The sequence below is a fragment of the Shewanella sp. SM87 genome, from assembly GCF_025653705.1.
Taxonomy (GTDB): Bacteria; Pseudomonadota; Gammaproteobacteria; order Enterobacterales; family Shewanellaceae; genus Shewanella; species Shewanella oncorhynchi.
The window spans coordinates 167,317-189,635 of record NZ_JAKKSC010000002.1 but is presented as its reverse complement, the minus strand read 5'-3'; the positions used below and the strand labels follow the sequence as shown (position 1 = coordinate 189,635).

Here is a 22,319-nt window from a genome sequence, read left to right as displayed (position 1 = left end):
AACAACACACTAGTGATAGGTAATGTCCGTATACATAGGGGCGAGACGTTTTAGAAAGGCATTACGGGTCGATAGCGGAATATGTTGCTCTTTCATCGATTCAATCAAATGGCCGACTAAGGCATCGAAATCCGCTTGAGTAATATTCAAGCCTCTATGACTGTGCGCCATACTTTCGCCGTGATACACGCAGCCGCCATCGGCAACCAGACAAAAATGTTCAATGGCACGCTCACGAAATAACGCAATATCTGTCTCTTGAAAGTGATGCACTATGCGTGGATCTGTGGCAATACGAGCCAGTAAACCATCGACTATCGCCGATACGCCTGCGTTACCACCTAAATCTTGGTATAAGGTTTGATGGCTTGCGGTTTGGCGACTCGAGTGAGTTTGTGATGCTGAGGTTTCGGTCGTTTGCACCGCACAGCCAGTGAAAAAAAACACTGCGACGAAAGGTATTAGCTTCACCCGTAAACGCCTCATAACGCCCCCTCCACCGACAGGTACCAACCCCGTTGCTCTTCAAACCCCGCAATACTGCCCAAATTCGCATAGGCCGTAACCACGGAAAAATGCTTATTGATAAACCACGCTAAAAACACATCTTGCCAATCATCCTCCTGGGCAAAAGCTAACTCATCGGGTTTCTGGCGATATTCGATACCCAGTGCCACATTATCCGTCAGCAATACCGCGGCAGAGGCTTCGAGCACAAACTGGTAATCATGATTGGCTTGAGTACCAAAACCCAATAAACCCGTTTGATTCGCCTTGGTCGCGCGCACGGTCCCATTGAGTAATACATTTCGTCCCGCTACCGCATCAAAAAATACTTTGCTGGCAGCAATATACACATCTAAACCCCAATCATCCCGCGCCCCAACCGCCTGAGGAATCTCAAAGTCATCGACTCTTTTATACTGGGCACCTAAGGTAATTTGCGGCATAGCCGTATAAAGCAGCTCTCCGGTAAGCTTGTATTTTACGCCGAAGATATCTTGGCCTAACTCGCCGCCCATAGTATCCAAATCAAAGGTTTGCCGCGCAACGCTGAGCTCGAATCGATTATCAAAACTCAATGAAGCGCCAATCACTTTCAGCGTAAAGTCATCGACATAAACGCCTGTCGCCATCGCTGTAGCGGACCATTCATCGCTACTGCCATAACCGTTGATCACCGCCCACGGCACTATGCCACCGCCAGCACTGCCCTCAATCGTCGTCCCGCCGCCAGTCGCAACCACGCGGCTACCTTCGGCAAACGCAGGAACAGTACCCAATAGTAAAAATAGGCAAAACAAGGCCTTAACATAATTCCAAGTTAATGAATTCAACTTCAATGCATTTATGGAAATGTTCACTTGATGCTCCGCTCTCATTCTTTCGACGATGAATCGTTAGTCTAACGTCTTTGCATATTGACTTGAGTAAACGCGCTTATGCATCAGAGGCATTTGGATGGTTAAACGCCTCGAACCACAGATCAAATTCAGCCGCTTTTAAGGGTTTCGAAAACACGTAACCTTGAATGATATCGCAATCAAGATTACGCAATATCTCAACACCTTCTTGTTCTTCAACGCCTTCGGCTACTACGGTAAAACCTAAGCCATGGATCAATTTAATACTCGTATCGACTATCATCACATCTTGGCTATCCGTGAGCATGTCTTTGATAAAGCTGCGATCAATTTTCACCTCATTAACGGGTAAAATTTTCAAATAGGCTAATGATGAATGACCTGTGCCAAAATCATCAATGGCAACAGACACGCCCATGTCACGAAATCGCTGTAATACACTCACCACAGTCTGTGCATCTTTCATCACGGCGCCTTCAGTGACTTCGATACAGAGTGCACCGCTTGGCAGATTATTGTCTTTCAGTAAAATGGCGATTTGATTCGGTAAGCGAGTATCGACTAAATCATGGGCCGACAGGTTAATAGCCAGTTTTAGCACCATACCCCGCCGCTGCCATGTCACTAATTGCTGAATTGCCTGCTTCAATACCCACTGGCTAACAATATCAATGTTGCCTGAATTTTCAGCCAGTTGGATAAATTCATCGGGCGGAATAAACCCTAGCGTAGGATGTTGCCAGCGGATCAATGCTTCGGCGCCAGTGCACTGGTTTAGGCGTAAATCCACTTTAGGTTGGAACACTAAATACAATTGGTTTTGCGCTAAACCTATAGGCAAATCACGGATAATCGTCAGCTCACGCTGATACTTTTCATCGGCGCCTTGACGATAACTGACAATACGTTGCTCTTCGAGACAGGCTTGATTGAGGGCAATTTCGGCGCGGCGCACTAACACATCGATATCAGCACCATTACCATCGATTTCAAGTAATCCCGCCCGCACGGTAAGAGAAATGTTTGAGCCTTGGATTGGAAAAGGTGACTCCAACATATCCAATGACTTCAGTAAATGTTCGGGGCGAATACCTTGACTATACAGAAGTAAAAATGAGTCACCGTCTAAACGCGCCAGTAAATCCGGAGTGGGTGCTAATTGCTCTAGGCGACGAGCAAAAAGCAGTAACAAAGTATCGGCATTGGCAAAACCAATAATATCGTTGATATGGCGGAAATGTTTAATATCTAACAACACCATAGCACCGGATAATTTATCGTTAAGATCCGCCAAATGCTGTTTTGCGGCAAAACGATTGAGTAAACCTGTCAAGCTATCGTGGCGAGATTGGTAGACTAAATCCTTTTCCCGCGCTTCAATATCATCGCGCATTAAGGATAAACTCTTAGCCAACACCCTAAGCTCTGCTGGCGCACCTTGAATATTGGCAGGCTGCTTACCTTGACCGATTTTGCGGGCATAATTCACAAGTTGATGCACGGGTTCAGTCAAACTGCCCGACAACCAAATCGTAATCGCAATCGCCAGCGCTAAGGTCAAAGCAAAGATCAGCAGCATATTATTACGTAGTTGCTGATAACTTTGCTGCCACTTGAGGTTTGATTGGTGTAGTAGCGCTAATTGGCTGCCGTTGTGATCATAAAGTTTGATGCCCATAGACAGATGATCTACGGGAATACTTTCACTAGGCATTTGCAGCAAGCTAGGCAATAAGCTCGCCTGCTCAATTACGCTTAACTTTTCATTATCTGATAAGGTTGAAGCAATTTCAGTGCGGCCCGTTGCCTGATTGACAAAACTCACATCGATGCCCGTAATAGCTTTAGCTTGTTGGGCGACCTTCTCATCTAATAGAAACCCCATGCCAACCCAAGCGATTAAGGTCGGCGCCTTCACCGGCTGCAGCACAAACTGATAGCTAGCATGATCAAAATTAAGGATAGCTAACGCATTATGATTGCTGGTGGTCATATTAAATAAGGATTGAATATCATCCTGAGTGAGTCCGGGCAAACTCGAGGTCAAGAGCTCCCCTTTAGGTGATAACAATACAGCGGCGTCGGCACCAATACGAGAGCCGTGATTAGATAACACTGACTCAATGGTTTCTTGCTCACCAGTAGCAATCGCGCGCTTAAAACCAAAATCGGCACTGAGTACGGACAAACTTTGACTGAGCTGAATACCGCGATTCGATAACACTTCAAGAAACACATTCGCGCCAATATCGAGGCTTTTCTGTTGCTGTAAAAAGTTATCTTTTTCGGTCGCTGTCAACACAGAAAATGCTGTGGCAAATTGCACTAACGTCAGCACAATAAAGAAAACTAAAATCAACCGAGCGCGAAAACTATTTAGCATGTAATGGCTTACCTTCAGAATCGTAGTGACCAAATCCCGACGGCGGCGACGACGGTTTAGCTTGACGCTCAATGTCTAAAGACAGACTGAGTTGATTAGGACCATTAGCGATCAGTAAATCCGTTGGCTCTGATGCCGCCTTCTGCCATGGATGCCAGCGCTTAACTTTATATTGACCGGCGATAAGTCCCTTAAACTGGAGCTCACCTTTTTCGTCCGTCACCGCGACAATAGGGCTATCTGCCACATAGATAAATGCTTGCATATAATCGTGAATATTACAGCCAAGCGCGACCAAACCGGGTTTATCGAACTGAATCGGCGCTTCGGCCTGACCCACATACAATTTAAGTTCGAAAGGTTTAGCTTCTGAAAAAGAATACACATGGTGACGAGTACGATCTAAGTTGGGAAAATCCACCTTTGCACCTTTAGGCACCGCCAGCACAAAGGGGATAAAGGTTCGATTTTTTTGCGACATTTCATAATGCTCGATAGGTATTGCATTATCGGGCATCACTGCAGGGATCAGCTCCACAACAGTATCGGCAATGGCCTGTTGTTGCAGATCTACTACATTAATATTGAGTTCAGCAGCCATGACTTGAGGCGTGAAATAGATCAAAACGCAAAGTACTAACGCATATAAAACGCGATATAGGATCATCCGTTACCTCGGGCATAGTGATGCAAGGCCAACAAGTACCTTAGCTGAGTTCTGCGTAAAAAAACGATCTAGATTCATCTAGCATTGTACATTACTAATACATTGAATAATCATCAAATTATATAGAAAAGTCGTAAAACAGTAACCATTCTAATCATACTGTGATAATGACGCGCTCAAGTGGCAATAAGTTATAAGCTAACAGAATGGTCTGGTAATAATTATTCATTGTTTCTTATTGATGATCCAGAAAATACCAACGATATTCCTCATTTCTGGTTTTAGTTTTAATCTGGCGAGCAATACCATCACTAAACATCAATTGACCTAATGTTAATTAACCCCAGCTAAAGATAGTCAAATCTAATCGCTCTCGCCGTGAATAAACAAAAAAGGCCTACTCAATGTAGACCTTTCATGTGTTTTCAACTAGAAAACAAGCTTAACCGACTGTTATCTCTTTATACTCATCGGCTTTTTTACCGCCTCTCTTTGCTAAGGCATAGTAAAACAGCGGCGTTAGGATAAGACCAAAAACTGTCACCCCTATCATACCGGCGAATACTGCCACGCCCATGGCTTGGCGCATCTCGGCGCCCGCGCCAGTGGAGAACACCATAGGCACCACTCCCATGATAAAGGCGATAGATGTCATCAAGATAGGACGTAAACGTAATCTTGCTGCCTCTAATATCGCCTCCATAGGTGCCATACCATGGTCTTGTTTCTCCTTTGCAAACTCGACAATCAAAATAGCGTTCTTAGTCGCCAGCCCCACCAGCACTATCAGGCCAATTTGGGTGAAGATATTATTATCCCCACCGTAAATCAGCACACCACTGAGGGCTGAAAGTAAGGTCATTGGGATGATTAAGATAATCGCCAATGGCAAGCTTAAGCTCTCGTACTGGGCGGCTAGCACCATAAACACTAAGATGATCACCAGCGGGAAAACCAAAAGACCCGTATTGCCCGCGAGAATTTGCTGATAGGTCAGCTCGGTCCACTCATAAGTCATACCATTAGGTAAGGTTTCAGCCAAAATTTTCTCAATCGCCGCCTGCGCTTGGCCTGTACTCACTCCGAGCGCTGGACCACCGTTGATTTCAGCGGTCGTGAAACCGTTATAGTGCATCACTCTGTCTGGGCCTGAACTTTGGCTGACGTTGATGAACGAACCTAGCGGGATCATGTCACCATTCAGATTCGGCACCTTTAGCTGGCTTATCTGTTGCGGACTTTGGCGGAACGCCTCGTCGGCTTGCATATTCACCTGATAGGTTCGACCGAACCGATTGAAGTCGTTGACATAGGTCGAGCCCATATAGGTTTGTAATGTCTGGAAGATTTGATCGAGCGACACTGCCTGCTGTTTCGCTTTAGTCCGATCGATATCCAGTTCAAGTTGTGGCACGTTCACTTGATAGCTAGAGAAAACGCCAGCTAACTGAGGATCGGCCCACGCCTTGTACATCACTTGTTGGGTCACCTGATACAAGGCCTCATAACCAAGGTTGGCTCTGTCTTGAATTTGCAGACGGAACCCTCCTATGGTGCCGAGGCCTTGCACAGGTGGCGGCGGGAAGATGGCAATAAACGCGTCTTGAATAACAGCAAATTGCTGATTCAATTGTCCTGCAATGGCATTCGCCGACAGTTCAGGACTGGTACGCGAGTCAAAATCATCGAGCGCAACAAACACCACGCCTGAGTTAGGACTATTGGTAAAACCGTTGATGCTAAGGCCAGGGAAAGCAATCGAGTGCGCGACTCCGGGGTGATTTAGCGCAATCTCAGACATCTTCTTGATCACACTATCCGTACGTTCAAGGGATGCCGCATCGGGCAACTGAGCAAAGGCCACTAAATACTGTTTATCTTGGCCGGGTACATAACCCGTTGGTGTATTGGCAAATTGCACACCCGTTAACGCCACCATGCCTAAATACACTAGGCCAATAATGCCGCCAAAACGGATCACCTTACGCACTAACCAGCCATAACCATCGGATGCACGGTTAAATAAACGATTAAAAGGCACAAATAACCAAGCACCAAACAACTTATCCATTAGACGGGTTAAGCCGTCCTTAGGTGCATCATGGCTCTTGAGTAACTGCGCCGATAATGCCGGACTCAAAGTGAGTGAGTTAATCGCCGAGATAAAGGTCGAGATAGTAATAGTCAAGGCAAACTGTTTATAGAACTGCCCGGTTAAACCGCTCATAAAGGCCGTTGGAATAAACACCGCCGCCAGCACTAAGGTGGTTGCCACAATCGGGCCAGTCACTTCCTTCATCGCCTTTTGCGTTGCCTCTACTGGGCTTAATCCTGCGGCAATATTACGCTCGACGTTTTCGACCACGACGATGGCATCGTCAACCACGATACCAATGGCGAGCACCAGCCCAAATAGCGACAAGGCATTTAACGAGAAACCGAGCAGATGCATAAAGGCAAAGGTACCGACCAAAGACACAGGCACGGCCACCAGCGGAATAATCGATGCGCGCCAAGTTTGCAGGAATAGCACCACCACTAACACCACCAGCAACACGGCTTCGAGCAGGGTTTTTACCACAGCTTCAATCGAGCCACGCACGAACACTGTTGGGTCGTAAACGATTTCGTACGTTAATCCTTCAGGGAATCCTTTAGACAGCTCTGCCATTTTGGCGCGTACATCGTCGGAAATCTGAATCGCGTTAGAACCCGATGCTTGGAATACAGGAATAGCGACCGCATCCTTATTATCGAGTAAAGAGCGCAGCGCATAACTCGTTGCCCCGAGTTCCACCCGCGCGACATCTTTAAGGCGGATCACCTCAGCATTCTGACCAACTTTAATGATAATATCTTCAAATTCAGACAGTTCAGTTAAACGGCCTTTCACGTTAATCAAAAGTTGAAAGTCAGCACTACCACTGGGCTGCGCGCCTAAACTGCCCGCTGCTGCCTGTTGGTTTTGCTCACGTACGGCGGCAATAATGTCTGCGGGCGATAAACCCAGCGCCGAGACTTTATTCGGATCGAGCCAAATTCGCAGACTGTATTCGCCGGCGCCAAACAAGCGTACCGCGCCGACACCGTTAATCCGTGCGAGTTCGTCTTTGACGTTTAGCGCCGCATAGTTAGACAAATACAGCATGTCGTAACGGTTATCCGGCGATAACAAATGCACCACCATGGTGAGATCCGGCGATGATTTTTCAGTAACAATACCTAAGCGTTGTACTTCCTGCGGCAGACGGGGCATAGCCCTATCCACTCGGCTCTGCACTTGGGTTTGAGCCTTATCCACATCCGTGCCAATCGCAAAGGTGATGGTCAAGGTCATGCGTCCATCGGACGTCGCCTGCGATGACATATACAACATGTCTTCGACGCCGTTAATTTCCTGCTCCAGCGGCGAAGCCACAGTTTCGGCAATCACTTTAGGGTTAGCGCCAGGATAGTTAGCGGTGACCACTACGGTTGGCGGTACCACCTCGGGATATTCGGTAATAGGCAACTGCCAAACGGCAATCGCCCCAGTGATAAAAAACAGCAATGACAGTACGGCTGCAAATATCGGTCTTTTAATGAAAAATTGCGACAACATAGTGTGTTATTCCTTAACCGCGGCTCGCCGTTTCGACCGCTTGCGCCGTCAAATGCTCTTGATTTTTATCGAGTATTAACTGGGCTTGGCGCAGTGCCTCGAGCTTGTCGCTGTCGACCATGTCCACTATGTTTGGCTCAATTTGCATCTTAGGACGTACGCGTTGCATACCATTAACGACGATCTTGTCATCGGCCATCAAGCCTTGGGTTACAATGCGCAGTCCTTGGACTTTTTCGCCTAAGGTCACACCGCGATATTCGACCGTGCCATCATGAGCGATGACCAGCACAAACTTATTATTGAGATCTGTGCCAACCGCTTTATCGTCAATCAAGATCCCCTCATAGGCGCCACTGCCCGCAGTACGAAGACGCGCAAACAAGCCTGGCAATAGGTTATTGTCTTCATTGTTAAAAGTCGCACGAACTCGAATAGTACCCGTCTGCTTATCCATCGCATTATCCACAAAGTCGACCATGCCAATATGGTGATAATCGCGCTCATTGGCTAAAGCCATGTAAACAGGATTATCGCCAGCACGGGGATCGTTACGTTTGTTCTGCGCGGTTAACTTCACGTATTTAAGGTAGGTTTGCTCGTCCACATCAAAATAGGCATACATGCTGGCGGTAGAGACTAAGCTGGTCAGCACACTCTGCCCTGCGGTGACATAGTTACCCGCAGTGACGTTAGCGTAGGATACGCGGCCATCAATCGGCGCTTGCACTTGGGTATAAGCTAAATCAAGCTCGGCGCGCATGAGTGCTGCTTTCACCGAAGCGACTGCGGCTGCAGTCTGACGTTTATTCGACTCACGGGTATCGAGTAATTCGGCCGAGACCGCCTTTTGGTCAAATAACTTATGTGCTCGTTCAAAATCATTAGTGGCCAGTTGCTCTGCAGAGAGTGCGCTAGCAAGATCTGCTTTTAACCGGGCCACTTCCACTTCAAACACGCTTGGATCGATGCGAAATAACACTTCGCCTTTTTTCACTAAGGCGCCTTCTTTAAAATTTACTGAGTCTATATAACCCGACACCCGCGGGATAAGGGTGACACTTTCTGGCGCCTGTAAACGACCGGTAAACTCATCCCATTCGGTGACTCGCTCATGTAATACCTGAGCGACATCCACCTTAGGCGCACTCGGTGCAGGTCCCTGCTGCGCAGTTTGCTCACCACAAGCTGAAAGGACGAAAGCAGCCACAGCCGTTAACATCATTATTCGTAAAGGTTTGTTACTCATCATATTACTATCCTCAAAGTGGCGGGCATTTCACGCTGTTCGAACCACACACATGCAGATGTGTTACAAACCAAACCAATTAAATACCGACTGGTAAAAAATATTCTGTACTGGACGGTAATATATAGCGTAAAATGATGCTGTCAACAAATTTATGTACCGATCGGTATTTAATTAAAAGTGTGCACTTACCCTAGGCAGGCAATGCGTCCAGAGGCAAAAGGCTACGAGTTTGAACTGCAAAGCATTTTGATGAATATTGAAGCAAACACTGACTAACGCAGATAACATGCTGAACTTAGGTGACACCTTGAATGACTAAGTAGACATATCCCCCTAAGTCCGTCATCGGTGGCAAGTGTGGCTGGACAGGGACTAAACCCATGTCTATCCTAGGGGCAATTGAGAATTGAGGAGCCTAATGATGTCAACCGTCACCCAGACGCCCTGTGTTGGTCGCCCACGAGCTTTTGACACTGACGATGCATTAGCAAAAGCCTTAGAAGTCTTCTGGCTCAAAGGTTTTGAAGGTACATCGTTAACCGATCTCACCCAAGCTATGGGCATTAATAAACCTAGCCTTTATGCCGCTTTCGGTAATAAAGAACAGTTATTTCTCAAGGCGATAGAATTATATGAACAACGCCCCTGTGCGTTTTTCTACCCGGCACTTGAACAAAAAACCGCCTATCAGGTTATCGAGTCAATGCTACTAGGTGCGGCAAGCTCTTTGGTGGATAAAAGCCATCCACAGGGATGTTTGATTGTTCAAGGGGCACTCACCTGTAGTGAAGCAGGACAAGCGATTAAAGATACTTTGATTAATCGTCGCCGTGACGGAGAAATAGCCCTGTGCGAACGACTGCAACGCGCCAAAGATGAAGGTGATTTGCCCGCTGACGCCGATCCCTTGCTGCTTGCCCGTTATATAGGCACTGTATTGCAAGGTATGGCCGTACAAGCGACCAGTGGAATTTGCCCGAATGAACTGCGCAAAGTGGCCGAACTAGTGCTGGCTAACTTTCCGCGTAATAATTAATCCTGATTCACCAATCCTGATCCACAAAAACTAAACCCCAGTATAGTACTCACTTAACTGGGGTTTTATTTATGCTTTGCTTTATTTCTGTCCAACCATTTATTTCTGTCCAACCAAGAGTTCTCTAAACAGTTGTCTGAGTCGTTTCAATAATGGCAGGCTGCTTTTATCTTGATGCTGGATCACATCGACGTTTGCATGCCAGCCTATCTGCTCAAATTCTATGGGGACGCGAGTTAAGTTACCCGATGAAACTAAATTGGACACCATATGCTCGGGCAATAGACACCAACCATGGCCCTGTAATGCGAGCTCCAATAACACGTAATAGTTATCGGCATACCAAACATCAGGACTGAACGCCTGCTGAAAACTACTGGTTTTAGTATTCCGTGAGCGGATGAGTAATTGTCGATACAGTCGCAATGAGTCCATGTTCGGTGCAACTGATTTTGCTAAGGGATGCGAACTCGCCACATAAAGATCGAATTGAATCACCCCAATACTCTCAAAATCTATACTACTTGGCATAGATAATTCACTAAAAATCAATCCTGTAGATGCTCTTCCCGAATGCACCATGTCGATAATATCTATGCTTGAGGCACTGAGAAACTCGAGTTCGATATTAGGGAAATCACCTTCTAACAACCGAATAATTTCAGATATTCTCTGTATCGGAATGCCTTCATCCATCGCAAGGCACACTTCTGAAGATTGACTACTGAAGAGCGATAAGGCGGTATGTTTGAGCCTACGATGTTGAAGAATCGTCGCTCTTGCGTAGGGCAGTAATTTACTACCTTCGGCCGTTAATACCGGATAACGACCCGAACGGTCAAATAACTCAACCCCACAGTCAATTTCAAGATTCATCACATGCTGGCTAATCACGGATTGTGCTTTCTTAAGTTGCCTTGCAGCATTCGAAAATGAACCCGATTCTACGGTTTCCATAAAGGCTTCGAGTTGTTCGAGACTAAACATATCGCTTTTACCGATACTATCTAACTATAACTTATCCCTATACTAGATAAAATTATGGCCATAGTCACATTAAATGAATGGGAAATAGCCATGAAAACGACAGAACGTATCTTTAACGCCTTACTCTTTGAAGCGATTGCACTCGCTATTATTATCCCCTTTTCTGCCCTTATATCAGGCAAGGGAACCAGTGAACTTGTCATAGTTGGTATCGCTTTGAGTCTTTATACCGTGGTATGGAACTACTTCTACAACCTAGGATTCGACAGGGTATTTGGGGCAAATCGAGAGCAACGCACTTTGAAAACCAGAATACTGCATACCTTTGGATTTGAAGGGGGACTTATTTTTATTAGCATACCGACCATCGCCTGGTTTCTACAGATAGGTTGGTTGGCAGCCATGGGCTTAGAGGCGGTTTTTTTGATCTTTTTCTTCTTCTACAGCACCCTATTCCATTGGTGCTATGACAAGTATCAGCCCTACAAGACTTGGTTTACTATGCAAGCCACTAAGGTCAAATAGCGCAGCTAAGATCAACACACATCACCATCAAACGAACCTCACTAAACAATTTAGCGATTCGTTTGATGGCAGCATTGAAACTTATCCATTTCAATTTCTTCTACTTATTACCAATCACATTAAATATCTAATCAGTTCAGAGCCTCACAGGCATCTCAATCCAAGGCGCATTGACGCAGAAATGGTTATTCCCTTTTAAGTCAATGCAACACGGGAGTGGGATGCCTGTGAGGCTCCCGAAGGGCGGCGGAACAGAGTACCACTATGCCTTCAAGCCTTCGCCTTGTCTAAAGCGCGTTGAACTCCCGCTGAATGAACAGATATTTAGTACGATTGGTATTAGCAAGAAAGCTAAGCCAGTTCATGTGTTGCCCAGCGTAAAATCCCCCTTAAACACAACATAAAAATAATAGACCCGCACACAGTAAACTGAGGTTGTTGAAATATCCTATAAGCATCACAAAAGGACTAACTATCAGTAATTAATATTCAAATCATTAGTCTAGATATAATTCTTTATGCTATAAAAGCCATATATTAAGCGGGGAGATGGAAGCAAAATGCGTGCAGGGAACAGAATGAGGCTCAGGATGCAGCAGGCATTAAATTTGCCGTCAGCATTGATACTTAGCATCGTTTTATTGCTCATATCCATTATTTGCAACATGGCACTCGCTAAAGAAAGCAATGCAATACCAGCAGAATCGCAACCTCAAGCCATAACCTTAGCCGCAGAAGACAGTTGGCCACCTTTCGCCAATCAGTTTGGTCAAGGTATTTCCCATCGTTTAATCCAAGCCGCATTTAAACAGTCGCATATTGAAGTGAATAGCTTAGTTGTGCCCTACTCCCGCGCCTTAATGATGGCGGAAAAAGGTGCAGTTGATGGGGTGTTTAACGTCACCCGCGAGAACAGTACTGAGCAACGCTTCATCTTTGGAAACACCCCATTATTTATCGCCACGGCTTCTTTTTATCAAAAGAAACAAAAACCTATTCTTGCAGACAATAAATGGGCGCTACCTAAAGGCACCGTTATCGGCGTGATTAAAAGCTATGAATATGGCGATGAATTTCCCAAATTAGTTAAACAGCAACAGCTCAATATCGTCACCGTCGCCAACCAACAACAGCTCATCAATTTATTATTGATTGGTCGCATAGATGCCGCCTTGATGTTCGACTTAGTCGCCAAGGAAAACCTGAAAAAAATGGGCGTAGATGATGACGTCATTCCTGTATTTGCTAACCATAGCAGCGATATTTTTTTGGCCTTCTCAAAGGAAAATCCACAGGCACAGACCTTAGCGACCCAACTCGACGCTGGCTTATCACAGCTAAAAGCCACAGGCCAATACGACAAACTGCTCTTAGTCGCTGACTAATCCACTATCGCTACAAGCGAATGATAGATTACCGCTGCGAGCGAATGATCTCTTGATTCACCCAATATAACAGCTGCTTAATAGCCTTCGACAGGATCTGATTCTGGCGCACAATATAACCTAAACTCGTTGTAGGGAATTGCGGTAGAGGAGTGACTTTAGTGGTGAGATTCGCCTTAGTGTAAACCGAAAACTCCGGTACGATCGCCACACCAAATCCCGCCTCAGCCCAATCGATTTGCGCGTCAACACTGCCGACTTCCATTATTCTGTAATTCGATAAGTTCAGCGACGGCAATGCAGGATCTAACAATTCGCGGGTTCGCGTATCGTGTCCTAATAAAATCAACGTCGGTTGCTCGGCTAAGGGCGTATCCACAGAGGGTTTTGCCTGCTGCCATTGCTGTAAGTTATCTCCGATTGCACACCATTTAATCTGTTGTAGCTCAGTAAAATGCAGTGGCTGACTTTCCTTCTGCGCAATCACAAACCCTAAATCGGCCTCGGCATTTTTCACCAATTCAGAGGCTTGTGATGAGGTTGTGTTGAGCAGAGAGAAATCTATTCCCGGAAACTCCGCCTTAAAGAGCTGAAACGGCTGGATCAACAATAACCGCGAGATAATATCGCTGGCGGCAATGGTCAAGGTGCCTTGGCTAAGGTCATTAATCGCATTGAGATCCGCCTGACAAATTTGCAGCTCCATTAACGTCTTCTGACTGCTCTCTAACAGGCGAAATCCCGCTTGCGTTAATCGAAAGGGATTACGGTCAATCAGCTTGACTCGAGTGCTTTGCTCTAACTGCTTAATATGCAAGCTAACATTGGGCTGCGTCATGTGCAGCGCTGTGGCCGCTTTCCCAAAATGCTTGTATTCAGCTAAAGTCACGAAGGTCTTTAACCAATGGATATCGAGCATAACGTCACCTTTTGCAAAGTATTAGAGTTAATGATAGCCAATGATATATGAAATTCTTATTGGGATGATAACCATAATTAATTTCTCTTATTTAAATGACGGGTCTAGCATAGCGTCTTAATCAATGAGGAGATGTTGTTATGCCGTCGATCGTGGTTGTGGGTGCAAATTGGGGTGATGAAGGCAAAGGCCGCATCGTAGATTATTTAGCCGCGGATGCCGCTGCCAGTATTCGCTTTCAAGGTGGTAACAACGCTGGCCATACCGTCGTCAACGACTATGGCACCTTTAAATTACACCAATTACCGAGTGGCATTTTCAACCCTAACTGCGTTGCAGTTTTAGGCCCTGGTATGGTGATCAGCCCTGAAAAACTCAGTGTAGAAATTGCTGAAGTGCAAGCGGCTGGCATAGAAGTCAAATTATGCATTTCTGACCGTGCTACCCTGTGCTTACCTCTACATGCATTAGAAGATACCTTAGAAGAACAACGTCTTGGCGACCTCGCCTATGGTTCAACCCGTCAAGGGATTGCACCAGCCTATGGCGATCGCGTGATGAAAAAAGGCATTTTAGTCGGCTGGTTAAACCAACCTGAAGTGCTGCAAGAGCGCATTCAATTTATGCTCGACTGGAAATTACCGCAGTTAAAAGCACTTTATCCAAGTTGCGATTTTAATCAAACCGCCGCCGAAATGACCGCATGGTTATTAGAAGTGACGGCACCTTGGCGTCCGTTTATTTGTAACGTGACAGAGCCATTAAAAGCATTACAAAAACAAGATGCGAGCTTACTGTTTGAAGCGCAATTAGGTGCTGGCCGCGACTTAGTCTACGGCGAATATCCTTATACCACATCTTCAAACGTGACTGCGGCTTACGCGGGTATCGGCAGCGGTTTACCAGCTCTGCGTCCAGAGCGCGTAATTGCTGTCGCGAAAGCCTTTAGCTCATCAGTCGGCACAGGTACGTTAGTGACCGCAATGGAAGAGCAAGACGCCTTCCGCGAAAATGCCAACGAGTTTGGTGCAACGACAGGCCGTCCACGTGACATGGGTTACTTCGACGCTGTTGCCACCCGTAATGGTGTTGAGCTACAAGCAGCAACCGAAATTGCCCTGACTAAGATTGATTGTCTTTCTGGCATGAAAGATCTAAAAATCTGTGTTGCCTATGCTGGTGAACACACTGAGAACCCAATTTGGCCACAAACTGCTGCGTTAAGCCCAGTGTATGAGCAAATGCAAAGCTGGAGCGAAGATATTACTAGTTGTCGCACCTTCGAAAGCCTACCAGTCGCCGCACAACAATATGTTGAACGTATTGAAGACTTAATGGGTGTACGCGTTAGCATGGTTTCTGTTGGACCAGAGCGCGATCAAATGATCATCCGCTAGTAAACAACATTTACCCTACAAAAAAGCCATATTCGCCTCGGTGAATATGGCTTTTTACTTTGATATGGTTTGTCATTGAAGAATCACTCAAGACGTTGATAGCGATGACTCGAATACCCCATATTCAAATATCGCCACTAAATGAAATGGCATTACTCTTCGAATACGTATTTATCTATCATACCGACCATACGACCAATTTCTGGTTTAGTAATGGTATCGTTAGCACCTAATGCCATCGCCTTTGCGCGGTTATCTTCACTCATTAAAGAGGAAAACATCACAATTGGCATTTGTCGATACGCCTTGGATTCTCTTAAGCGTTTCACCAAATGCATGCCATCCATGCGAGGCATCTCAACATCCGTAATAATGGCGCTGACAAAATCAGAAATAGAAGCATTATCTTGGTCAGCAAGATTCTCAAATTCCATCAGCATTTCAAGGGCATCACCACCATCTTTGGCTGTGATAATGTTGTAACCTGCGCTGCGAAGGGTATTTTCGATCATCTTACGAATAAAAGCGGAATCATCGACAATTAAAATCGTTTTCGCTTCACGTTTCGCCAGCATTTTATCATTGATCAGTACACTTCTATCGAGCGTGACATCGTACTTATCCATACTCAGTTCAGGATTAATGTCAGCAATAATTTTCTCAAAATCCAATATCATAATGAGCATGCCATCACGGCGCACTACGGCAACGACACAATCATTTTCACCCGCTTCTAAAAATTGACTCGGCGATTCAACTTGCTCCCACGACACTCTATGGATGCTACGAACACTATCGATTAAAAACCCATTAATCATCTTATTAAAATCAGTCACGATGACCACTTTGTGGGTTAAATCCTCTGGTGTCGATATTCCGAGCCAACCGGCAAGATCGACCAAAGGGATCAACTTTTCTCGCAGCGAGAACACCCCAACCATGTGCCGCTGGGCATTGGGATAATCTGACGTTTCTGGCACCCTAATTACTTCTCTCACTTTGGCGACATTAATACCGTAATGGCACACTTTATGGCCACCATTGGGAAGTGTCTTATGTAGATGAAACTCAATAATTTCGAGTTCATTTGTGCCACTCTCTGTCAATATTTCTGATTTTTTAATTTCGCTCATATAAAGCTCTCAACCTAGCAAATCAACGTAAGAAAGGGATTGCAGTTATCAGTATAGGAAGGGATTAACGAATTAGGCACGATAGTGTGATTTTACTGCCTGATTAGCGTGATATTTTTTGGGTAACAAGCATTTTATCTATAAGCAGAAAAACGTCCCATAATCGAACCTAATGACGATTTCAGTAGTCACATTGTCAATCATGTCCAGATTAAGCATCGCCGTTGCCGACCTAAAGTCGTCTGCACATTTCCCTTAACAGCGCTTTTGCCTCTCCGCATTAAAGGTTTTGTTTTAAAAGATAAGCCGCTAAACTATCGCGCAATAAAACTATCTAGCATAGCCGTAGCCCATGCCGCAATTTAGCCCGACCTTTTCTTTCCCAGTGCAAATCTACTATGAAGATACTGATTTTTCTGGCGTGGTGTATCACCCCAACTTTTTAAAATACTTCGAGCGAGCCCGTGAGCATGTGATTGGTGCTGAGCGTTTAAGTGCATTATGGCAACAAAACCAACTGGGTTTTGCTGTGTATCGTAGCGATATGTTGTGCCATGAGGGGGTGGAATTTGCCGATATTATCGATGTTCGCACTAAGTTTTACTTTGAGAGTAAGTACCGCACTGTGTGGCAGCAGGAGATTTGGCGTCCACAGGGTAAAAAGCCTGCGGTCACGGCAACCATTGAAATGGTGTGTATGAATCAAGCCCGCCAACTAGCGCCTATGCCGGCAGAGTTAATCGCCATATTAAGTCTTGGTTTCACATCAAGCGAATAAAGCTAATACTCTTACATACAAGTACACGCGCGATTTCCTGAGCTTATTTCGACATAAGCAAAGGCATCAAAAATCACTCAAAGAAGTACAACTCAAATAACGATAACTGGACAGTATTAAGGCTCGGCTGCAAGCCTTAGTACTCTTGATTTAACGAGCATTTGATTTAACGAGCACAAAGTTTAGATTGTATTATGTAGTTGGGCCCAGTTCATTTCGAGTTCGGCGGCACTCATAGGCTTCGCGTAATACATGCCTTGTATAGTATCAACCCCCATAGCCACTAACCTATCTCTAATCTCAAGCGTTTCAATTCCTTCAACAGTTACCTCATAGCCGAGTTTTTTGGCAATATTAATACTGGCTTCAAGGATGTATTCCGACGGTTTATCCTGCTCCAGATCCTTTAAAAAGGCTTTATCGATTTTGACTTCATTAACGGGTAAATGCTTTAAATAAGCTAAGGAAGAATGACCCGTACCAAAATCATCAATTGCAAGTCTAACCCCTAAGGCACGTATCTTTCCTAACGTCTCGACAGCCTTAGTTAAATCCGCCATTAAAGTGCTTTCAGTAATTTCGATCATCAAGGATTCGGGTGGGAGCTGGTAATAGGCTAATCTTGCAGCAATTTCTTGGGGTAAGGTTTCACTGTCAAGGTCCCGTGTCGACAGGTTAACTGCAACACACAATTGTATCCCCGCCGCGCGCCATTTTGCCTGCTGTGCTAAAACCTGATCGAGTGCCCATTGGCTGACTAAATCAATCATGCCAGCATATTCAGCTAAGGGAATAAATTCTCCAGGAGAAATAATCCCGAGTTCGTCATGCTCCCAACGCATTAAGGCTTCAACCTGAAAACATCGACCCGTGGCAATATCCTGTTTAGCTTGATACACCATATATACTTGATTACGTTGCAAACCTTTAGGCAAACTATCAATAATTTTCAGTTCCCTTAACTGACGAATATCATCATTTTGGGCATAGTAAGCAATCGCACTACGAGAATGGCGGGCTTTCTTCAGCGCCAAATCGACTCGACGTAGCATCTGACTCGTGTCGGCGTGATGTTCTTGTAAATGCAGACAGCCGATTTGAAGCTTAACGCTGACGGGTGTGTTCTTAATGCTAAAAGGCACTTGCAACCGCCCTCTTAAGTGGACTAATTGCTCCTCAGTCAACGCTTGCTCGTAATATAAACAAAATTCATCACCATTGAGGCGTGCGATTAATCTCGGGGATAAACTTAAGCTGTTTAAGCGTTCGGCAAATTGCTTCAGCAGGATATCGCCAAACACAAAACCAAAGAGATCATTCACATAGCGAAATCGATAAATATCAATTAGCACTAATGTCCCTTGAGTCAGCGGCATCATGCCAGTAAGAGTACGTTTCAAGCCGACACGATTAACAAGTCCTGTTAGCTTATCCTTACCCACACTTGCCGGTAACGCCTTTAATAATTCATTTAAAGTATGGTAGAGAGGAACAAACGCTAGAGGGACGATGCCAATGTCTAAAGCTTGGCGTTCAACCTTTTGCTGCTCTAGCTGGGTACAAAGCTGTGCTAAAAATTTTTGCTGCGACCGTAAAGATCTGTATTTTGCCTGCAGGATATACAATGAAAATATCAATAAAATAAGAGAAGCGACAACTAACCCGATTACGAACATACCTTGGCCTCTGCCATACCACGTAAGCTTTTTCTCAAATGACACGATAAAAGATATCAGCGCCATTTGAATTCCATTTAGGCCTAACGATTATTGGTAACTTTCTCTAATTGAATGGAATTTATCCATAAACTCATCACTGGCTAAATCATCGGTCGTCACAGGTAATCCTCGGGCGACAAACACACCGAGACGTTGCTCTAGTTCAGTGCCCGCTCGCAATTCACCAGTATAAAAGGCCGCTGCACGGATAAAGTCGAGATAGGTGACATGATCGGGTAGATAAGGTAAATCAGCCCAACGCTCAACCACTTCCATCACTTCGGTAGAGAAATCCCAACTTTTCAAAACAGCACGACCCAAAGGCCCTTGCATTTTACGTACGAGCGCGCGTAATTGATCAATGCTAGTGAATAAATGGGGATGCGCCTCCGCTTCTGTCAATACAGGTAAGGCGCCAATGTTATGCACGAGTCCAGCTAAGGTTAAGGTATCAAAATTTAACCGACTGGTTGAATGGCGCTTATTGTACATCTGCAGCATGGCACAAGACGCAGCAGTTACATCGATTGAGGTACGCCACACTTCGTCCATGACTTCCCACACCATTTCATTGGTGGAAATGAATAATTGCTCCATCGCCACCGAAGTGGCAATGCTTTTAATCTGGATTAACCCAATACGAGAAACCGCACTGTTGATACTTTCAGCTGGCACGCCTCGGCTATATAGCGCGCTGTTAGCGACCTTAATAATACGCGCAGAAATCGCTGCATCTTGGCCGATCACTTCAGCCACTTGTTTAAGGCTCGCATCGGAGCGTCCAACCACTTCTTGCACCCGCATCGCCACTTCAGGCAAGGTCGGTAGTACTAAGGCATCGTCTTTTAGTTTTTTTAATAAACTGACTAACAGTAGATGTTCGGTAGACATCTTAACTCCCATCAATCTGTAAACATCAACATTGGATTGTTGGAGTATATCAGTTGGCTGTCATTAGATGCGTAGAAAAAACAGCAGACGTTAATAATTTGTATGATTGCGTTATCAATTTTGCCTTACTTATCTGTCTTGATCATCGACCTCAATCATCACTCAAGTTGAAATATTCCGCTCCAGTCGATCTAAGTAAAACTCACTATATTCGTAAAATGTGAAGTACTGCTAAAGTTAACTAAGGCAATTTGCATACCCCTACTTTCATTGTGTAAAATGCCGCCCCCGCGCACCGCGTCATTTATTAACCCATTTGAGAGTGATTATGTTTAAACCTGAGCTGCTGTCTCCAGCTGGAACCTTAAAGAACATGCGCTACGCCTTTGCCTATGGCGCAGATGCAGTGTATGCCGGTCAGCCAAGATATAGTCTAAGGGTACGTAACAATGACTTTAAAATGGAAAACCTTGCCACTGGGATTGAAGAAGCCCATGCACTCGGTAAAAAGCTGTATGTGGTGAGCAATATCGCGCCCCACAATGCCAAGCTAAAAACCTATATCAAGGACATGGAACCCGTTGTGGCGATGAAGCCTGACGCACTGATCATGTCCGATCCAGGTTTAATCATGATGGTGCGTGAAGCGTTTCCTGATCAAGTGGTGCATTTATCCGTGCAAGCGAATGCCATCAACTGGGCCTCGGTAAAGTTTTGGCAAACCCAAGGCATCAAACGCGTGATCCTGTCACGCGAATTGTCCTTAGATGAAATCGAAGAAATTCGTCAGCGCTGCCCAGATATCGAGCTTGAAGTGTTTGTGCATGGCGCCCTGTGTATGGCGTATTCAGGCCGTTGTTTACTCTCGGGTTATATCAACAAACGCGATCCTAACCAAGGCACCTGCACTAATGCTTGTCGCTGGAAATACGATGTACACGAAGCCCAGCAAAATGACAGCGGTGACATCATTGCCATGCCAAATGCGGTGCAAATTGAAACGCCAACGACCTTAGGCGCAGGCGCTCCCACAGATAAAATTTACCTACTACAGGAAGCCAATCGCCCCGGCGAATACATGCCCGCCTTCGAAGATGAGCACGGCACTTATATCATGAACTCTAAAGACTTACGGGCCATTCAGCACGTTGAGCGCCTGACTAAAATGGGCATAGACTCGCTCAAAATTGAAGGCCGCACTAAGTCCTTCTATTACGTTGCCCGTACCGCACAACTTTATCGCCGCGCGATTGAAGATGCTTCATCGGGTAAAGATTTCGACCGCAGCCTAATGAATCAATTAGAAGGCCTAGCCCACCGTGGTTATACCGAAGGCTTTTTACGTCGCCATGTCCATGATGAATACCAAAATTATGACTATGGCTACTCAGTTAGTGACACCCAACAATTTGTAGGTGAACTGACGGGCAAACGTAATCTTGCAGGATTGGCCGAAATTGAAGTAAAAAACAAGTTCTCCGTTGGCGACAGTGTTGAACTGATGACACCGCAAGGCAATATCAGTTTGACGATTGAACAACTCGAAAATCGCAAAGCTGAAGCAGTTGAAGCAGGCTTAGGTTCTGGGCACACTGTGTATCTACCCGTGCCGAAAGAAGTCGATTTGAGTCACGGTATTTTGCTGCGTAACTTGCCCCAAGGTCAGGATACTCGCAACCCACATGAACTAGGTTAAGATCATGGCACTACTGATCGACGATAGCTGCATCAATTGCGACATGTGTGAACCTGAATGTCCTAATCAGGCCATCACTATGGGCGAAGAGATCTATGAAATCGATCCAGACCGTTGCACCGAATGTGTGGGTCACTACGACAAACCGACTTGCGTGTCTGTCTGCCCCATTGATTGCATCGACCCAGATCCAAACCGTGTCGAATCTAACGACGAATTGTTAGTGAAATTTGCCGTGTTAACGCAAAAAGCTTAATCACGTCACCTGACCGAGTGGCTATAATGCCTCTCGGTCAAATCTGCTCTAATACCTGCCATAACCTGCGCAAAACAAGCCGCATAAAAAATCACAATAAAGATGCATTTAACGGTATGAGAAACCTTTAAATCGCTTAAATCCAAGCCTTTATCTCAGCATTAGTCAAAACACTACTTTAGACTGACTTCTTTTCAGCGGTGAATGTCAAAAAAGTAGCAGACGGAATTTATCGCTGCTTCACAGTTTATGATTCGGACTAAATATCGCTTGATAAATCACCACTTTTACAAACTCGGTTGTTTTAATAGACTAATAGTTATTATTTTGA

Annotated in this window: 19 protein-coding genes; 8 read left to right on the top strand and 11 right to left on the bottom strand. The window is 45.3% G+C overall.

Features of this window, described 5'->3' with window-relative positions; translation table 11 throughout:
• Positions 1 to 9 precede the first annotated feature (9 nt).
• The 6 genes from L5M11_RS02450 to L5M11_RS02425 all read right to left on the bottom strand — a co-directional run bounded on the left by L5M11_RS02450 (position 10) and on the right by L5M11_RS02425 (position 9,267).
• The gene (locus L5M11_RS02450; RefSeq protein ID WP_263178747.1) at positions 10 to 486 is read right to left on the bottom strand and encodes a group I truncated hemoglobin; all 477 of its coding nucleotides are present in this window, start codon (positions 484 to 486) and stop codon (positions 10 to 12) included.
• Entirely contained in the window at positions 483 to 1,364 is an 882-nt protein-coding gene (locus L5M11_RS02445; RefSeq protein WP_263178746.1) for a DUF3034 family protein, read from the bottom strand. Before L5M11_RS02445 ends, L5M11_RS02450 begins: the two co-directional genes overlap by 4 nt.
• Before the next feature lie 76 nt (positions 1,365 to 1,440).
• Positions 1,441 to 3,747, bottom strand: coding sequence for an EAL domain-containing protein (locus L5M11_RS02440; RefSeq protein WP_263191257.1), 2,307 nt, complete (start codon positions 3,745 to 3,747; stop codon positions 1,441 to 1,443).
• Positions 3,737 to 4,414 carry a methylamine utilization protein gene (locus L5M11_RS02435; protein WP_263178744.1) on the bottom strand — a complete coding sequence of 226 codons (678 nt, stop codon included), beginning with the start codon at positions 4,412 to 4,414 and terminating at the stop codon, positions 3,737 to 3,739. The genes L5M11_RS02440 and L5M11_RS02435 overlap by 11 nt, the downstream gene beginning before the upstream one ends.
• Before the next feature lie 442 nt (positions 4,415 to 4,856).
• Positions 4,857 to 8,015: an efflux RND transporter permease subunit gene (locus L5M11_RS02430; protein WP_263178743.1), complete on the bottom strand. Its 3,159-nt coding sequence runs from the start codon at positions 8,013 to 8,015 to the stop codon at positions 4,857 to 4,859.
• 13 nt (positions 8,016 to 8,028) lie between these two features.
• Positions 8,029 to 9,267, bottom strand: a complete 1,239-nt coding sequence (locus L5M11_RS02425; RefSeq protein WP_263191256.1) for an efflux RND transporter periplasmic adaptor subunit — start codon at positions 9,265 to 9,267, stop codon at positions 8,029 to 8,031.
• A 418-nt stretch (positions 9,268 to 9,685) separates the two neighbouring features.
• Between L5M11_RS02425 and L5M11_RS02420 the strand changes: the two genes are divergently transcribed.
• Positions 9,686 to 10,303 carry a TetR/AcrR family transcriptional regulator gene (locus L5M11_RS02420; RefSeq protein ID WP_198572928.1) on the top strand — a complete coding sequence of 206 codons (618 nt, stop codon included), beginning with the start codon at positions 9,686 to 9,688 and terminating at the stop codon, positions 10,301 to 10,303.
• 99 nt (positions 10,304 to 10,402) lie between these two features.
• Here the strand turns inward: L5M11_RS02420 and L5M11_RS02415 are convergent, their stop codons facing one another.
• Positions 10,403 to 11,290 carry a LysR family transcriptional regulator gene (locus L5M11_RS02415; protein WP_212599308.1) on the bottom strand — a complete coding sequence of 296 codons (888 nt, stop codon included), beginning with the start codon at positions 11,288 to 11,290 and terminating at the stop codon, positions 10,403 to 10,405.
• Between the two features lie 90 nt (positions 11,291 to 11,380).
• Here L5M11_RS02415 and L5M11_RS02410 point away from each other — a divergent pair, with 90 nt between their 5' ends.
• The 3 genes from L5M11_RS02410 to L5M11_RS02400 all read left to right on the top strand — a co-directional run bounded on the left by L5M11_RS02410 (position 11,381) and on the right by L5M11_RS02400 (position 13,200).
• Positions 11,381 to 11,815, top strand: a complete 435-nt coding sequence (locus L5M11_RS02410) for a PACE efflux transporter (RefSeq protein ID WP_263161960.1) — start codon at positions 11,381 to 11,383, stop codon at positions 11,813 to 11,815.
• Positions 11,816 to 12,036: 221 nt separating this feature from the next.
• Entirely contained in the window at positions 12,037 to 12,219 is a 183-nt protein-coding gene (locus tag L5M11_RS02405; RefSeq protein WP_263191253.1) for a hypothetical protein, read from the top strand.
• A gap of 156 nt (positions 12,220 to 12,375) precedes the next feature.
• Positions 12,376 to 13,200 (top strand): substrate-binding periplasmic protein, encoded by an 825-nt coding sequence (locus L5M11_RS02400; RefSeq protein ID WP_263181185.1) that lies wholly within the window; start codon positions 12,376 to 12,378, stop codon positions 13,198 to 13,200.
• A gap of 28 nt (positions 13,201 to 13,228) precedes the next feature.
• Here L5M11_RS02400 and L5M11_RS02395 read toward each other — a convergent pair whose 3' ends face one another.
• A complete protein-coding gene (locus L5M11_RS02395) occupies positions 13,229 to 14,119 on the bottom strand; it encodes a LysR family transcriptional regulator (RefSeq protein WP_028761417.1) in 891 nt (296 codons plus the stop codon).
• 140 nt (positions 14,120 to 14,259) lie between these two features.
• On the opposite strand from L5M11_RS02395, the gene L5M11_RS02390 reads away from it, so the two are divergent.
• On the top strand, positions 14,260 to 15,516 hold the full coding sequence (locus L5M11_RS02390) for an adenylosuccinate synthase (protein ID WP_113939327.1): 1,257 nt from the start codon (positions 14,260 to 14,262) through the stop codon (positions 15,514 to 15,516).
• 152 nt (positions 15,517 to 15,668) lie between these two features.
• Here L5M11_RS02390 and L5M11_RS02385 read toward each other — a convergent pair whose 3' ends face one another.
• A complete protein-coding gene (locus tag L5M11_RS02385) occupies positions 15,669 to 16,649 on the bottom strand; it encodes a chemotaxis protein (RefSeq protein WP_028761419.1) in 981 nt (326 codons plus the stop codon).
• 352 nt (positions 16,650 to 17,001) lie between these two features.
• On the opposite strand from L5M11_RS02385, the gene L5M11_RS02380 reads away from it, so the two are divergent.
• The gene (locus L5M11_RS02380) at positions 17,002 to 17,427 is read left to right on the top strand and encodes a thioesterase family protein (protein ID WP_113939326.1); all 426 of its coding nucleotides are present in this window, start codon (positions 17,002 to 17,004) and stop codon (positions 17,425 to 17,427) included.
• A 182-nt stretch (positions 17,428 to 17,609) separates the two neighbouring features.
• On the opposite strand, the gene L5M11_RS02375 is transcribed toward L5M11_RS02380, so the two are convergent.
• Together L5M11_RS02375 and L5M11_RS02370 are read right to left on the bottom strand one after the other, a co-directional pair.
• Positions 17,610 to 19,103, bottom strand: coding sequence for a putative bifunctional diguanylate cyclase/phosphodiesterase (locus tag L5M11_RS02375; protein ID WP_263186107.1), 1,494 nt, complete (start codon positions 19,101 to 19,103; stop codon positions 17,610 to 17,612).
• 90 nt (positions 19,104 to 19,193) lie between these two features.
• Positions 19,194 to 20,036, bottom strand: a complete 843-nt coding sequence (locus L5M11_RS02370) for an HDOD domain-containing protein (protein ID WP_131523262.1) — start codon at positions 20,034 to 20,036, stop codon at positions 19,194 to 19,196.
• A 328-nt stretch (positions 20,037 to 20,364) separates the two neighbouring features.
• On the opposite strand from L5M11_RS02370, the gene yegQ reads away from it, so the two are divergent.
• Both yegQ and L5M11_RS02360 read left to right on the top strand, forming a co-directional pair.
• Positions 20,365 to 21,732 carry a tRNA 5-hydroxyuridine modification protein YegQ gene (gene yegQ, locus L5M11_RS02365; RefSeq protein ID WP_263186067.1) on the top strand — a complete coding sequence of 456 codons (1,368 nt, stop codon included), beginning with the start codon at positions 20,365 to 20,367 and terminating at the stop codon, positions 21,730 to 21,732.
• 4 nt (positions 21,733 to 21,736) lie between these two features.
• Positions 21,737 to 21,988, top strand: coding sequence for a YfhL family 4Fe-4S dicluster ferredoxin (locus tag L5M11_RS02360; protein ID WP_006082676.1), 252 nt, complete (start codon positions 21,737 to 21,739; stop codon positions 21,986 to 21,988).
• Positions 21,989 to 22,319 lie beyond the last annotated feature (331 nt).

Bases quoted from the DNA above. Each gene is read 5' to 3' on its own strand.
- L5M11_RS02425 (WP_263191256.1), bottom strand. From the start codon at position 9,267: ATGATGAGTAACAAACCTTTACGAATAATGATGTTAACGGCTGTGGCT.
- L5M11_RS02440 (WP_263191257.1), bottom strand. From the start codon at position 3,747: ATGCTAAATAGTTTTCGCGCTCGGTTGATTTTAGTTTTCTTTATTGTG.
- L5M11_RS02400 (WP_263181185.1), top strand. From the start codon at position 12,376: ATGCGTGCAGGGAACAGAATGAGGCTCAGGATGCAGCAGGCATTAAAT.
- L5M11_RS02430 (WP_263178743.1), bottom strand. From the start codon at position 8,015: ATGTTGTCGCAATTTTTCATTAAAAGACCGATATTTGCAGCCGTACTG.
- L5M11_RS02375 (WP_263186107.1), bottom strand. From the start codon at position 19,103: ATGTTCGTAATCGGGTTAGTTGTCGCTTCTCTTATTTTATTGATATTT.
- L5M11_RS02380 (WP_113939326.1), top strand. From the start codon at position 17,002: ATGCCGCAATTTAGCCCGACCTTTTCTTTCCCAGTGCAAATCTACTAT.
- L5M11_RS02390 (WP_113939327.1), top strand. From the start codon at position 14,260: ATGCCGTCGATCGTGGTTGTGGGTGCAAATTGGGGTGATGAAGGCAAA.
- L5M11_RS02420 (WP_198572928.1), top strand. From the start codon at position 9,686: ATGATGTCAACCGTCACCCAGACGCCCTGTGTTGGTCGCCCACGAGCT.
- L5M11_RS02395 (WP_028761417.1), bottom strand. From the start codon at position 14,119: ATGCTCGATATCCATTGGTTAAAGACCTTCGTGACTTTAGCTGAATAC.
- L5M11_RS02415 (WP_212599308.1), bottom strand. From the start codon at position 11,290: ATGTTTAGTCTCGAACAACTCGAAGCCTTTATGGAAACCGTAGAATCG.
- L5M11_RS02435 (WP_263178744.1), bottom strand. From the start codon at position 4,414: ATGATCCTATATCGCGTTTTATATGCGTTAGTACTTTGCGTTTTGATC.
- L5M11_RS02450 (WP_263178747.1), bottom strand. From the start codon at position 486: ATGAGGCGTTTACGGGTGAAGCTAATACCTTTCGTCGCAGTGTTTTTT.
- L5M11_RS02370 (WP_131523262.1), bottom strand. From the start codon at position 20,036: ATGTCTACCGAACATCTACTGTTAGTCAGTTTATTAAAAAAACTAAAA.
- L5M11_RS02360 (WP_006082676.1), top strand. From the start codon at position 21,737: ATGGCACTACTGATCGACGATAGCTGCATCAATTGCGACATGTGTGAA.
- yegQ (WP_263186067.1), top strand. From the start codon at position 20,365: ATGTTTAAACCTGAGCTGCTGTCTCCAGCTGGAACCTTAAAGAACATG.
- L5M11_RS02385 (WP_028761419.1), bottom strand. From the start codon at position 16,649: ATGAGCGAAATTAAAAAATCAGAAATATTGACAGAGAGTGGCACAAAT.
- L5M11_RS02405 (WP_263191253.1), top strand. From the start codon at position 12,037: ATGCCTGTGAGGCTCCCGAAGGGCGGCGGAACAGAGTACCACTATGCC.
- L5M11_RS02410 (WP_263161960.1), top strand. From the start codon at position 11,381: ATGAAAACGACAGAACGTATCTTTAACGCCTTACTCTTTGAAGCGATT.